This window comes from Streptomyces sp. NPDC101178, assembly GCF_044767965.1.
Lineage (GTDB): Bacteria > Actinomycetota > Actinomycetes > Streptomycetales > Streptomycetaceae > Streptomyces.
In genome coordinates this window covers 286098-299977 of sequence record NZ_JBIWOZ010000005.1, presented here as the reverse complement: position 1 = coordinate 299977, position 13880 = coordinate 286098, and the positions used below count along the sequence as shown (strand labels likewise).

The 13880-nt window shown below is 71.2% G+C and carries 10 protein-coding genes; 6 read left to right on the top strand and 4 right to left on the bottom strand.

The features are described 5' to 3' along the window. Nucleotides 1–4: 4 nt before the first annotated feature. The 4 genes from nuoL to recQ all read left to right on the top strand — a co-directional run bounded on the left by nuoL (nucleotide 5) and on the right by recQ (nucleotide 7317). Entirely contained in the window at nucleotides 5–1900 is a 1896-nt protein-coding gene (gene nuoL / locus ACIRR8_RS17185; RefSeq protein ID WP_404064912.1) for an NADH-quinone oxidoreductase subunit L, read from the top strand. Nucleotides 1901–1904: 4 nt separating this feature from the next. After that, nucleotides 1905–3476 (top strand): NADH-quinone oxidoreductase subunit M, encoded by a 1572-nt coding sequence (locus ACIRR8_RS17180; RefSeq protein WP_404064909.1) that lies wholly within the window; start codon nucleotides 1905–1907, stop codon nucleotides 3474–3476. Further along, nucleotides 3473–5137 carry an NADH-quinone oxidoreductase subunit NuoN gene (gene nuoN, locus ACIRR8_RS17175; RefSeq protein ID WP_404064906.1) on the top strand — a complete coding sequence of 555 codons (1665 nt, stop codon included), beginning with the start codon at nucleotides 3473–3475 and terminating at the stop codon, nucleotides 5135–5137. Before ACIRR8_RS17180 ends, nuoN begins: the two co-directional genes overlap by 4 nt. A gap of 134 nt (nucleotides 5138–5271) precedes the next feature. Further along, nucleotides 5272–7317: a DNA helicase RecQ gene (recQ, locus tag ACIRR8_RS17170; protein WP_404065519.1), complete on the top strand. Its 2046-nt coding sequence runs from the start codon at nucleotides 5272–5274 to the stop codon at nucleotides 7315–7317. 30 nt (nucleotides 7318–7347) lie between these two features. On the opposite strand, the gene ACIRR8_RS17165 is transcribed toward recQ, so the two are convergent. Both ACIRR8_RS17165 and ACIRR8_RS17160 read right to left on the bottom strand, forming a co-directional pair. Further along, nucleotides 7348–7959, bottom strand: a complete 612-nt coding sequence (locus tag ACIRR8_RS17165) for a Uma2 family endonuclease (RefSeq protein WP_404064904.1) — start codon at nucleotides 7957–7959, stop codon at nucleotides 7348–7350. A 107-nt stretch (nucleotides 7960–8066) separates the two neighbouring features. Next, nucleotides 8067–9530 (bottom strand): alpha/beta hydrolase, encoded by a 1464-nt coding sequence (locus tag ACIRR8_RS17160; RefSeq protein ID WP_404064901.1) that lies wholly within the window; start codon nucleotides 9528–9530, stop codon nucleotides 8067–8069. Between the two features lie 296 nt (nucleotides 9531–9826). Between ACIRR8_RS17160 and ACIRR8_RS17155 the strand changes: the two genes are divergently transcribed. Beyond that, the gene (locus ACIRR8_RS17155) at nucleotides 9827–11089 is read left to right on the top strand and encodes a sensor histidine kinase (RefSeq protein WP_404064898.1); all 1263 of its coding nucleotides are present in this window, start codon (nucleotides 9827–9829) and stop codon (nucleotides 11087–11089) included. Between the two features lie 2 nt (nucleotides 11090–11091). Further along, nucleotides 11092–11784: a response regulator gene (locus ACIRR8_RS17150; RefSeq protein WP_404064895.1), complete on the top strand. Its 693-nt coding sequence runs from the start codon at nucleotides 11092–11094 to the stop codon at nucleotides 11782–11784. 65 nt (nucleotides 11785–11849) lie between these two features. On the opposite strand, the gene ACIRR8_RS17145 is transcribed toward ACIRR8_RS17150, so the two are convergent. Beyond that, nucleotides 11850–12575, bottom strand: coding sequence for a GPP34 family phosphoprotein (locus ACIRR8_RS17145; protein WP_404064892.1), 726 nt, complete (start codon nucleotides 12573–12575; stop codon nucleotides 11850–11852). Continuing rightward, on the bottom strand, nucleotides 12572–13801 hold the full coding sequence (gene fahA, locus ACIRR8_RS17140) for a fumarylacetoacetase (protein ID WP_404064889.1): 1230 nt from the start codon (nucleotides 13799–13801) through the stop codon (nucleotides 12572–12574). The genes ACIRR8_RS17145 and fahA overlap by 4 nt, the downstream gene beginning before the upstream one ends. Nucleotides 13802–13880 lie beyond the last annotated feature (79 nt).

Genomic DNA, 13880 nt, shown 5'->3' with positions numbered 1-13880 from the left:
AATCGTGGAGAACCTGATCGCGCTGCTCGTCGCGGCGCCCCTGCTCGGAGCGGCGGTCCTGCTCTGCGGCGGCCGACGGCTGGACAAGGCCGGGCACTGGCTCGGCACCGCGCTCGCCGCCGCCTCGTTCGTCGTCGGCGTCGTCCTCTTCGCCGACATGCTGGGGAAGGGCGCCGAGGACCGGGCCCTGCACCAGCACCTGTTCAGCTGGATTCCGGTGGAGGGCTTCCAGGCCGACATCGCCTTCCAGCTGGACCAGCTGTCGATGACGTTCGTCCTGCTCATCACCGGTGTGGGCACGCTGATCCACATCTACTCCATCGGCTACATGGAGCACGACGAGCGCAGGCGCCGCTTCTTCGGCTATCTCAACCTGTTCCTCGCGGCGATGCTGATCCTGGTCATCGCCGACAACTACCTGCTGCTGTACGTCGGGTGGGAGGGCGTCGGTCTGGCGTCGTACCTGCTCATCGGCTTCTGGCAGCACAAGCCCAGCGCGGCCACCGCCGCGAAGAAGGCGTTCCTGGTCAACCGCGTCGGTGACGTCGGTCTTTCGATCGCGATCATGCTGATGTTCACCACCTTCGGCACCTTCGCCTTCGGGCCGGTGCTGGAGGCGACCGGTGAGACGAGCGAGGGCAAGCTGACGGCGATCGGCCTGATGCTGCTGCTCGCCGCCTGCGGCAAGTCGGCCCAGGTGCCCCTGCAGTCCTGGCTCGGTGACGCGATGGAGGGCCCGACCCCGGTCTCCGCCCTCATCCACGCCGCGACCATGGTCACCGCCGGCGTCTATCTCATCGTCCGCTCCGGCGCCATCTTCAACGGCGCCCCGGACGCCCAGCTGGTCGTCGCCATCGTCGGTGCGGTGACGCTGATCTTCGGTGCGATCGTCGGTTGCGCCAAGGACGACATCAAGAAGGCGCTCGCCGGCTCCACGATGTCGCAGATCGGCTACATGATCCTCGCCGCGGGCCTCGGTCCGATCGGGTACGCCTTCGCGATCATGCACCTGGTGACGCACGGCTTCTTCAAGGCCGGGCTCTTCCTGGGAGCCGGTTCGGTGATGCACGGCATGAACGACGAGGTCGACATGCGCAAGTACGGCGGCCTGCGGAAGTACATGCCGGTCACCTTCATCACCTTCGGCCTCGGCTATCTCGCCATCATCGGCTTCCCGGGCCTCTCCGGCTTCTTCTCCAAGGACAAGATCATCGAGGCGGCCTTCGCCAAGGGCGGCACCGAGGGCTGGATCCTCGGCTCGGTCGCCCTGCTGGGCGCCGCGATCACCGCGTTCTACATGACGCGCGTGATGCTGATGACCTTCTTCGGTGAGAAGCGCTGGCAGCCCGACGCGGAGGGCCGTGAGCCGCACCCGCACGAGTCCCCGAAGTCCATGACGATCCCGATGATCGTGCTGGCCGTCGGATCGGTCTTCGCCGGTGGCTTCTTCGCCATCGGTGACCGCTTCGTCAACTGGCTGGAGCCGGTCACCGGTTACGAGCACGGACACTCCCCGCTGAGCGTGGCCACCGTCACCGGAGCCACCGTCGTGGCCCTGCTCATCGGCGTCGCGATCGCCTGGACGATGTACGGACGCAAGCCGGTGCCCGTCGTGGCCCCGCGCGGCTCGCTGCTCACCCGGGCGGCCCGCCGCGACCTGCTCCAGGACGACTTCAACCACGTGGTCCTGGTCCGCGGTGGCGAGCACCTCACCCGCTCGCTCGTCTACGTCGACCACTCCCTGGTCGACGGCGTCGTCAACGGCACGGCCGCGTCGGTCGGCGGGCTCTCCGGCCGACTGCGCAAGCTGCAGAACGGCTACGCCCGCTCCTACGCGGTCTCGATGTTCGGCGGCGCGGCCATCGTCATCGCCGCGACCCTGCTGATGAGGGCGGTCTGATCACATGTCCTTTCCTCTCCTGACCGCGACGGCGGCGCTCCCGGCCATCGGAGCCATCGCCACCGCCGCCGTCCCCGCCGCACAGCGCACCGTGGCCAAGTGGGTCGCGCTGCTCTTCTCGCTCTCCACGCTCGTGCTGGCGGGCATCGTCTTCGCCCGCTTCGAGCCGGGCGGCGACCGCTACCAACTCACCGAGTCCCGGGCCTGGATCGCCGACTTCGGCGTCCGGTACGAACTCGGCGTGGACGGCATCGGGGTGGCCCTCCTCGGGCTCACCGCGCTGCTGATCCCGTTCGTCATCGTGGCCGGCTGGCACGACGCCGACCCCCTGGAGACGAAGTCCTCGCGCTGGCGGCCCACCCAGGGCTTCTTCGCGCTGATCCTCATGGTCGAGGCCATGGTGATCCTGTCGTTCCTCGCGACCGACGTCTTCCTCTTCTACATCCTGTTCGAAGCCATGCTCATCCCGATGTACTTCCTCATCGGCGGCTTCGGCGACCGGGCCCACGCGGGCAGCGACGAGAACGCCGCGAAACAACGCTCGTACGCGGCGGTCAAGTTCCTGCTCTACAACCTGGCCGGTGGCCTGATCATGCTGGCCGCCGTCATCGGGCTCTACGTGGTCGCGGGCAGCTTCTCGCTCACCGAGATCGCGGCGGCCCGTGCCGACGGCTCCCTGGAGATGGCGACCAACACCGAGCGGTGGCTCTTCCTCGGGTTCTTCCTCGCCTTCGCGATCAAGGCCCCGCTCTGGCCGCTGCACACCTGGCTGCCCAACGCGATGGGCGAGGCGACCGCACCGGTCGCCGTGCTCATCACCGCGATCGTCGACAAGGTCGGCACCTTCGCGATGCTCCGCTTCTGCCTCGGGCTCTTCCCGGAGGCCAGCAAGTGGGCGACCCCGGTCGTCATCGCCCTGGCGCTCGTCTCCATCGTCTACGGAGCGCTGCTCGCGGTCGGCCAGCGCGACATCAAGCGGCTCATCGCCTACGCCTCGATCTCGCACTTCGGCTTCATCATCCTCGGCATCTTCGCGATGACCAGCCAGGGCCAGTCGGGCGCCACGCTCTACATGGTCAACCACGGCATCTCCACCGCGGCCCTGCTGCTGGTCGCCGGATTCCTCATCACCCGGCGCGGCTCGCGGCTCATCGCGGACTACGGCGGGGTGCAGAAGGTCGCCCCCGTCCTGGCGGGCACCTTCCTCATCGGCGGTCTGGCGACCCTGTCGCTGCCGGGACTCGCCCCGTTCGTCAGCGAGTTCCTGGTGCTGGTCGGCACGTTCAGCGCCTACCCGGTGGCCGGAATCATCGCCACCTCCGGCATCGTGCTCGCCGCGATCTACGTCCTCGTCCTCTACCAGCGGACGATGACCGGCCCGGTCGCCGAGTCGGTCCGCACCATGCCCGACCTCAAGGCGCGTGAGCTGGTGGTCGCCGTACCGCTGATCGCGCTCCTGCTCCTCCTGGGCGTCTTCCCGAAGCCGCTCACCGAGGTCGTCAACCCGGCGGTCAAGCACACGATGTCCGACGTACAGAAGAAGGACCCCCAGCCCGAGGTGGAGGCCGCCAAGTGAGCGCAACAGCTGTCCACAGCCTGTGGACGACGGCGAGCGGGGTGAACTTCGCAGCCCCGGGGGACCGCTTCACGGCGCCTACCATCGAGTACGCCCAGCTCGCGCCCGTCCTGATCATCGTGATCAGCGCGGTCCTGGGCATCCTGGTGGAGGCCTTCGTCCCGCGTAAGGCCCGCTACCACACCCAGCTCCTGCTGACCGTGGTGGCGCTGGCCGCCGCGTTCGCCGCCGTCGTGTCCCTCGCGGCCGGCGGATACGCCACCACGAAGGCGCAGATCGCGGCCATGGGCGCCATCGCGATCGACGGACCCACCCTGTTCCTCCAAGGGACCATCCTCCTGGTCTCCGTGGTGGCCGTCTTCACCTTCGCCGAACGCCGGCTCGACCCCACCGCCCACGGCAACCGGGTCGACTCCTTCGCAGCCCAGGCCGGTACGGTCCCCGGCAGCGACGCCGAGAAGGCCGCCGTCCGCGCGGGCTTCACCACCACCGAGGTCTTCCCGCTGACCCTCTTCTCGGTGGCCGGCTTGATCGTCTTCCCCGCCGCCAACGACCTGCTGACCCTCTTCATCGCGCTGGAAGTCTTCTCGCTCCCGCTCTACCTCCTCTGCGCCATCGCCCGCCGCAAGCGGCTGATGTCGCAGGAGGCGGCCGTGAAGTACTTCCTGCTCGGCGCGTTCTCCTCGGCGTTCCTGCTCTTCGGGATCGCCCTCCTCTACGGCTACGCGGGCTCCCTCTCGTACGCCACCATCGCCAATGTCGTCGACGGCTCGGTCCTGGAGATCGACCCGGCCCTCGCCGGCACCATGGGCAACGACGCACTGCTGCTCATCGGCGGCGCGATGATCCTGGTCGGCCTGCTCTTCAAGGTCGGCGCCGTCCCGTTCCACATGTGGACCCCGGACGTCTACCAGGGCGCGCCGACCCCGGTCACCGGCTTCATGGCCGCCGCCACCAAGGTCGCCGCGTTCGGCGCGCTGCTGCGCCTGCTGTACGTGGTGCTCCCCGGGCTCACCTGGGACCTGCGGCCGGTCCTGTGGGCGGTCGCGATCATCACGATGCTGGGCGGGGCGGTCGTCGCGATCACCCAGACCGACATCAAGCGGCTGCTGGCCTACTCCTCGATCGCGCACGCGGGGTTCATCCTGGCCGGTGTCATCGCGACCAGCCCGGAAGGGGTCTCCTCTGTCCTCTTCTACCTGGGCGCGTACTCCTTCGTGACGGTCGGCGCGTTCGCCGTCGTCACGCTGGTACGGGACGCGGGCGGCGAGGCCACGCACCTGTCGAAGTGGGCCGGGCTCGGACGCCGGTCGCCGCTGGTCGCGGCGGTCTTCGCGGTGTTCCTGCTGGCCTTCGCCGGGATCCCGCTCACCTCGGGCTTCTCCGGCAAGTTCGCCGTCTTCAAGGCGGCGGCGGAGAGCGGTGCGGGTGCGCTGGTCGTGGTCGGTGTGATCTCGTCGGCGATCGCGGCCTTCTTCTACATCCGCGTGATCGTCCTGATGTTCTTCAGCGAGCCGAAGGCGGACGGCCCCACGGTCGCCGTGCCGTCGCCGCTGACGATGACGACGATCGCGGTGGGCGTGGCGGTCACGCTGGTGCTGGGCCTGGCCCCGCAGTACTTCCTGGACCTCGCGGGCCAGGCGGGGGTCTTCGTGCGGTAGGCGGAACGCACAGCGAACAGCGCCGGACGGTCTTTATCCACAGACCGTCCGGCGTTGTCGTAGGAGGCGCCTATCGTGGTCGGGGACGGAGAGCAGACGGACGAGGGCCGGACAGAACATTGGAAAGCGTGACCATGGATGCGACCGACACCGCTGACCCCTCCGAGACCGAGGCGCGGCGGACGCTGCACCGGGTCTTCGGATACGACGCGTTCCGCGGCGAGCAGGGCGCGGTCATCGAGCATGTGGTGGCCGGCGGCGACGCCGTCGTGCTCATGCCGACCGGTGGCGGAAAGTCCCTCTGCTACCAGATCCCGTCCCTGGTCAGGCGCGGCACCGGCGTCGTGGTCTCGCCGCTGATCGCGCTCATGCAGGACCAGGTCGACGCCCTGCGGGCGCTCGGCGTGCGGGCCGGCTTCATGAACTCCACGCAGGACTTCGACGAGCGCCGATCGATGGAGGCGCAGTTCCTCGCGGGCGAGCTGGACCTGCTCTACCTGGCGCCGGAGCGGCTGCGGCTGGACTCCACGCTCTCGCTGCTGGCCCGGGGCGAGATCTCCGTCTTCGCGATCGACGAGGCGCACTGCGTCGCCCAGTGGGGCCACGACTTCCGCCCGGACTATCTGGCCCTGTCGGTGCTCGGCGAGCGCTGGCCCGACGTCCCGCGCATCGCGCTGACGGCGACGGCCACGGACGCCACCCACCAGGAGATCACGCGCCGCCTCGGCATGCCGGACGCGAAGCACTTCGTCGCCAGCTTCGACCGGCCCAACATCCAGTACCGGATCGTGGCGAAGTCCGACCCCAAGAAGCAGCTCCTCACCTTCCTCCAGGAGGAGCACGCCGGGGACGCGGGCATCGTCTACTGCCTCTCGCGCGCTTCCACGGAGAAGATCGCGGAGTATCTGAGCCGCAACGGCATCGACGCCGTGCCGTACCACGCGGGTCTCGACGCCTCCACGCGCGCCACCCACCAGGCGCGTTTCCTCCGTGAGGAGGGCCTCGTCGTCGTCGCGACCATCGCCTTCGGCATGGGCATCGACAAGCCGGACGTCCGCTTCGTCGCCCACCTGGACCTCCCGAAGTCCGTCGAGGGGTACTACCAGGAGACCGGTCGCGCGGGCCGTGACGGCGAGCCGTCGACGGCCTGGATGGCGTACGGACTCCAGGACGTCGTCCAGCAGCGAAAGCTCATCCAGGGCGGCGAGGGCGACGAGGCCCACCGCCGCCGGGCCGCCGCCCACCTGGACTCGATGCTGGCGCTGTGCGAGACCGTTCAGTGCCGCCGGTCCCAGCTGCTGACCTACTTCGGCCAGGAGCCCTCGGCGGCGAACTGCGGCAACTGCGACACCTGCCTGACCCCGCCGGAGACCTGGGACGGCACGGTCGTCTCGCAGAAGCTGCTCTCCACGGTGGTCCGCCTCAAGCGCGAGCGGAACCAGAAGTTCGGCGCGGGCCAGATCATCGACATCCTGCTCGGCCGCAAGACCGCCAAGGTCATCCAGTTCGACCACGACCAGCTCTCCGTCTTCGGCATCGGCGAGGAGCTGGCCGAGGCGGAGTGGCGCGGCGTGGTCCGCCAGCTGCTGGCGCAGGGCCTGCTCGCGGTGGAGGGGGAGTACGGCACGCTGGTCCTCACCGACGACAGCGCCACGGTCCTCGGCCGCGAGCGCGAGGTCCTGCTCCGCAAGGAGCCGAAGAAGCCCACGTCCCGCTCGTCGTCCTCGGCCGGCGGCTCCAGGTCCGCCAAGGGCAAGGCGGCCGCGGCCGACCTGCCGTCCTCCGCGGTCCCGGTCTTCGAGGCGCTGCGCGCCTGGCGCGGCGCGACGGCCAAGGAGCAGGGCGTCCCGGCGTACGTGATCTTCCACGACGCGACGCTGCGGGAGATCGCGACAGTCCATCCGTCGTCGCTCGCGGAGCTGGGCGGGATCAGCGGCCTGGGCGAGAAGAAGCTCGCGACGTACGGGGAGGGCGTGCTGGAGGTCCTGGCGGAGACGGCTCCGGGGGCCACGGCCGCTGATCCGGAGGCTCCCGCGCCGATGGCTCCCGCGTCCCGCGCGGCGGCTCAGGCCCCGGCACCCCGTGCGGCCGCTCCGGCTCGTACGCAAGCCCCGGCTGCGGCCCCGCAGCACAGCGACCCCGAGTTCGGCTGGGACGAGGAACCGCCCGAGTACGAGTGAGGGACATGCCGGGCGGTGGGGCGGCGGGACCTACTCCGGGTCCGCCGCCCGGCCGCGGCGGGCCGTGATCGCCGTCAGATCCAGGTCCACCGTGAACGGCACCGACACCTTCATCCGGTCGTGGAAGATCCCCGTCGAGGTGTAGGCGCCGGTGGCAGGCTCCCGCTCGAAGACGTACACGACAGCCCGCCCGTCGTGGTTCTCCACCCGCCAGTAGTGGGGGATCGTCGCGCGGGCGTACTTCACGGGCTTGGTCTCCCGGTCGCGGGACCGGGACTCCGGCGAGACGACCTCGATGGCCAGGCGCACCGACTCGGCGGGGAACCGGGTCTGGTTCGGGTCCCGGATGACGTCACCATCGACGACGATCACATCGGGCTCGGGCCGGTTGTAGCGGTCGATGTCGATGGTGAACTCGCGCACGACCTCCAGCTCGGGCGGCGCCAGGGACTGCAGCTGCCACTCGAAGAAGCTGACCGCACGCGTGTGGAAAAGGGTCTGCGGACTCACGAAAACGAGGCTCCCGTCGATCAGCTCCGTGTGCGGAGGCAGATTCGGGAGTGTGTCCAGGTCATCGGCGGTCCAGCCGCCCTCGGGCGGGACCGCCCACCGCGGCTCGGAGGCCTCGGGTTCGATGCTCATCATTGCTCCCATGGGGAGGAGTCTCGCGGGCCTGACCAGCGTATCCGTCGGGAACGGGATCCGGATGACCTGAACGTGTGAACGGTTCTCGCCAAGCTGACCGCTGTCTAGGAAGTGTTCGCGGCGCAGCGCAGATCGCCTGCCGGGCGCTTGCCCGTGGTGAGGAACGTGGTCGTCGCCTCGTTGGCGCAGGTGTTGGCGCCGAAGGGGTAGACGCCGTGGCCGCCCTGGTCGACGGTGACCATCCTGGCCCGCTGGCCCAGTGCCTCTCGGAGCTTCAGGGCTCCCACCAGCGGGGTTCCCGGGTCGCGTTCGTTCTGGACCAGCAGGATGTTCGACGGTCCCCGGTCGCCGATGCGCACCGGCGGCTCGCGGTGCTCGGACGGCCAGAACGCGCAGGGGGTGACGTTCGCCGTCGAGGCGCCGAGCTTGGGATAGCGCGCGCGGTCGACCAGGACGTTCAGTTGGTAGCTGAGCTGGTGGCGGGGCCACCGGGAGTCCGCGCACAGGACGTGGAGGCGGGAGGCGGCGGAGTTCTCCTGTTCCGGTGTCGCTTCGAAGGGGTAGGGCTTTCCCGCCTTCAGGGTCTGCCACATCTTTGCCAGCTCCGGAAGCTGTGCGTCGGAGTAGAGCAGTTCCAGGGTCAGCCCGCGGAACAGGGTTCCCGTGATGTTCCCCTGCGGCTCGGCGTCCAGGCGGCGGGCGAGGGCGGAGTACGTGGCCTCCACCTGGGCGGGCGTGGTGCCGAGCCCGTACTCGGGGTGCTGGGACGCGTACGTCGCGAAATCGGGGAACCGGTCCTCCATGCCGCGTGCCAGCAGCCGGAACGCGGAGACGTCGTAGCCGCGCGGGCCGAGGGCGCTGTCGAGCACGATCCGGTCGCCGCGCTCGGGGAACAGCTGTGCGTAGGTGGCCCCGAGCTGGGTGCCGTACGAGGCTCCGAGGTAGGAGATCTTGGGCTCGCCGATGGCGGCCCGGATGCGGTCCATGTCCCGCGCGGTGTTCGCCGTCGTGGTGTGCGGCAGCATCCACGCGGTGCCGGACGCGGCGCACTGCTGGGCGAGGCCGCGTGCGTACCGTGCCTCGCGCACGATGTCGGCCGGGCCGTGGGCGTACATGGGGTACGCGCCGCGCTTCAGCTGGCTCGGCGTCAGGTCGCAGGTCACCGGGGTGCTGCGGCCCACGCCGCGCGGGTCCATGCCGATGATGTCGTAGGTGTCCAGCACCTGTTGGGGCAGTTGCGCCGCGAGGCCCAACGGGTAGCCCAGGCCGGAGCCGCCGGGCCCACCCGGGTTGGTGAACAGCGCACCACGGCGCTGTGCTGGTTTCTGGCTCGGCAGCCGGGAGACCGCGATCTCGATCTGGCGGCCCCCGGGATCGCGGTAGTCCAGCGGTACCTTCAGCGTGCCGCACCGGAGCTCTTTCGGAGGGTTCGCCCCCGGACAGGGCCCCCACTTCAGCGGTGCCGGTGCGGTGGCCGCCGCGTCCGGTGTCGCGCCCGAGGCCGGGGCGACCCAGGTCGCGACGACGGCGGTGGCGGCAAGAGCCAGGGCCAGGGGTTTCCGGCGCATACGAAGTCCTCCTCGTCGTCCGTGAGAAGCCATCAGTCTTCCGGCCGCGCGGCTGTCGGCACATCGTCCGATGGGGCCGTCGTGCCCAGGACCGGAGACCGGTGGACGGACACGGTTCTTCGACCGGAGTCGAAGGCGGTCCCCTCCCCAGGGCGGACGTCCCGGCCGCACCGCGTCGCGATAATGAACCGATGGAGACGGACGCCGTGCCACCCCAAGGGCCCGTGCCACCCCGAGAGCCCGTGCCTCACCAGGAGCCCGCGCCTCCCCGCACGACCGCGCCACCCCGAGAGCCCGTGCCTCACCAGGAGCCCGCGCCTTCCGGAGAGCCCGCGCCTTCCCAGGGCCCCTGGCAGCAGGCGGTGCGGCTCGGGGCGGCCGCCGCCGTGGGGGTGCTGCTCTGGCTGCTCACCGGAGCGTTGCTGCCGCGCGGCTGCGCGGCCGACTCCTGCTCCTGGTTCGTCACCGGTGACCCGCTCATCGCGCTCGGCTGCCTGGTCGCGGCGGCCTGGCGGCGGCGGTTCCCCGTTCCCGTGGCGCTCGTCGTCGCCCTCGCGTCCGCCGCCTCCGCCCTCGCGTCCGGAGCGGCGCTGCTGGCGATCGGCTCCCTGGCGGCCCGGCGGCGTCCGGCCGAGATCGCGCCCGTGGTGGCCGCGTACGTCCTCGCCCCGCTGTTCACCACGGGGCTGTATCCGGTGGAGCGGCCGCCCGGTGCCCCCTGGATCCAACTCGTCCTGCAACTGCTGACGGCGGGGTTCGCCGTCGCCACGGGATGGGCCGTCGGAGCCCGCCGCGCGGAAGTCCTGTCGCTCCGGGAGCGGGCCCGGAGCGCGGAACGTGAACAGGCCGCCCTGGCGGACCGGGCCCGGGTGCTGGAACGCAACCGGATCGCCCGCGAGATGCACGACAGCCTCGCCCACCGGATCTCCCTGGTCGCCCTCCAGGCCGGGGCGCTGGACCACCGGGCCGATCTGGCGGCGGAGGAGCGCGCCGTCCTGGTACGGGGTATCGCGGACGGTTCGCACCGGGCCCTGGAGGATCTGCGCGATGTCCTCGGCGTGCTCCGGGCCGAGCAGCCCGACCGCCAGGAGCCGCCCGGCCCCTCCTACGACCGGGTCCCGGCCCTGGTGGACGACGCCCGCGCCTCCGGCATGGACGTGACGCTCACCGTCGCCACGGCCGGCGAACCCCCGGACCCGGTGGGCGACCTCTGCTACCGCATCGTGCGGGAAGCGCTGACCAACGCCGCCAAGCACGCCCCCGGCGCCCCGGTCCGGATCACTCTGGACGGGGAGCCCGGCGGCGTGCTCGGTGTCGCCGTCGGCAACGGTCCGGCCGCCCGTACGCGGGCCCGGCCGCCGGCCTCCGGGTACGGCCTGCCGGGCCTCGCCGAGCGGGTCAGGGCGGTCGGCGGGACCATCGGCCACCACCCGTCGCCCGACGGCGGGTTCTCCCTCTCCGCCCGGCTGCCCTGGCCGGACGAGGCCGCCCGGTCGCCCTGGCCGGACGAGGCCGCCCGGCTGCCCTGGCCGCACGACGAGCCCGAGCGGAGGCCCTGAGCGTGGAGTCCGGGAAGCCGCCGGTGCGCGTGGTCGTGGTCGATGACGAACAGCTGATCCGGATGGCGGTGCGCCTCGTCCTCGACGGCGAGAGCGACCTCACCGTGGTGGCCGAGGCGGCGGACGGTGAGGAGGCCCTCGTCGCCGTACGGGAGAAGACGCCGGACGTCGTGCTCATCGACGTACGGATGCCGGGGCGGGACGGTGTGAGCTGGACCCGGGAGCTGCTGGCGTTGGACCGGCCGCCGCGGGTCATCGTCCTGACCGCCTTCGACTCCGACGCGCTGGTTCTCGACGCGCTGCGGGCGGGGGCGCTCGGCTTCGTCCTCAAACACACCCCGCCCGACCGCATCATCGACGCGGTACGGACGGTCGCGAACGGCGAACCCGCGCTCTCACCGCAGGCCACGGCGCGGCTCATCGCGGCGGCCACCGCGACCGGCGGCCCGGCGGCCGACAATTCCGTACGGGCAGCCGCGCGGAAGCGGCTGTCCGTCCTGACCCGCCGGGAGCTGGAAACCGCGCGGGCCATCGCGGACGGGCTGGGCAACCCGGAGATCGCCGAACGGCTGGGCATCACCGTCGCCACCGTCAAGGCCCACACCTCCAGCCTGTTCCGCAAGCTGGAGGTGGACAACCGGGTGCGGATCGCCCTGCTGGTCCTGGATGCCGAGTGCCAAAGGCCGCTGCCCTGAGCCAGGACCCCCGCCGGACGCTCCCTCAGTCACCGCCCCCGCACGCAACCCCGCAGGACGCCCCCTCAGTCACCGCCCCCGCCGCAGCCACTTCCGCAGCCACCTCCACCCCCGCTGTCGCCGCCGGCGTCGCCGCCACCGTCGCCACCGGAGGTGTTCTGCTTGACGTTGTAGTGGACCGCCGCCGCCGTCCACTCGGAGCGGCGCAGGACCTTCATCGCCGTGCGGCCGGGGCGGCCGTTGCGGGTCAGCTGGGCGGCGAGGCCGATGGCGGAGACCAGGGCGGCCAGGAGGCGGTCGCGGTGGTCCGGGTAGCCCGCCGTCTCGGCCAGGGTAAACCGCCTGCGGAGGCTCGGTACGAGGTCCGGCTGGACCGGGAAGTGGCGGTGGTAGGGGAACAGGCCGAGGAAGCGGCGGTTCTCCCGGGAGAGCACGGAGCGCTCGACCAGCGAGTCCAGGTAGGTGTCCCGTACGTGCTTGTCGAAGTCGTTCACCCAGCGCCGGGCGCGTATCCCGGAGCGGCGGCCCTTCGCCTGTGGCAGGGTCCGCAGCAGGGCGGCGAGGCGCGGGTCGGCCGGGTCCAGCGGGTTCACCACCTGGACCCGGCCGTGCTCCTCCCGTATCCGTCCCTGGAGCTCCAGCTCCGCGAGGACAGCCCCGGCCACCCCGTACGCCAGGGCCGCGGCCTCGCACATCGGCTTGCCGCGCCCCGGGTCCAGGGTGAGCAGGATCAGTTCCTCGGGCAGCGTCAGCGTAGGAGCGCCGGGTGCCGAAGGTGCGGGAGTCGTCATGGCGCCGTGACGATTCTGCCGGTCACATCGCCGAGGCCCACGCGGGTGCCGTGCGGGCCGGGGGCCCAGGCGGTCAGCGTGACCGTGTCGCCGTCCTCCAGGAACGTCCGCTTGCCCTCGGGCAGTTCCAGCGCGTCACGGCCGTTCCAGGTCAGCTCCAGGAGCGAGCCGCGCTGGCCGGTCTCGGGGCCGCTGACCGTACCGGAGCCGTACAGATCGCCCGTTCGCAGCGAGGCGCCGTTGACCGTCATGTGCGCGAGCTGCTGGGCGGCCGTCCAGTACATCGTGGCGAACGGCGGCTCGGCGACGGCCTGGCCGTTGATCTCGACGGTGATCCGGATGTCGAAGCCGCCGTGCTCCTCCTCGCCGGAGTCGTCCAGGTAGGGGAGGAGCGGTACGTCGCGGGCCGGCGGTGCGGTGCGGGCCGCGTCCAGGGCCTCCAGCGGAGTGACCCACGCCGATACGGAGGTGGCGAAGGACTTGCCGAGGAACGGGCCCAGCGGCACGTACTCCCAGGCCTGGAGGTCGCGCGCCGACCAGTCGTTGAGCAGCGACAGCCCGAAGACGTGCTCGCGGAAGTCGGCGAGCGGGACCGGGGTGCCGTGGGCGGAGGGGACGCCGACGACGAAGCCGACCTCGGCCTCGATGTCCAGCTTCACCGAGGGCCCGAAGACGGGCGCCGGGTCGGTGGGCGCCTTGCGCTGGCCGCTCGGGCGCACCACGTCCGTACCGGAGACCACGACGGTGCCGGAGCGGCCGTGGTAACCGATCGGCAGGTGCTTCCAGTTCGGGGTCAGCGCGTCGCCGTCCGGACGGAACATCCGCCCGACGTTGGTGGCGTGGTGCTCGCTGGCGTAGAAGTCGACGTAGTCCGCGACCTCGTACGGCAGGTGCAGCGTCACCGAGCCGACCGGGTGCAGCAGCGGCTCGATGTCCGCGCGGTGGCCCGGCACGGTGAGCCAGGCGGTGAGCGCGCGGCGCACATCGCTCCAGGCGGTGCGGCCCGCCGCGAGCAGCGGTGTCAGGCTCGGCTGCGCCAGCAGCCCGGCGTACGGGGAACCGAGCGCGTGGGCGGCGGCCCCGGCGTCCAGGACGTGGTTGCCGATACGGACGCCGACCCGGCGGTCCTCGGGGTGGCCGGGGGTGGAGAACACACCGTAGGGGAGGTTGTGCGGGCCGAAGGGGTCGCCTTCTGGCAGGTCGAGCGGGCTGCTCTGCTCGGGCATGTGGTGCTGCCTCGCTTTCCAGGTCGTGTGGAGGACACGTTACGTCGGAGCTCCTTCCCCACGGCAGTGCCCTGACCCT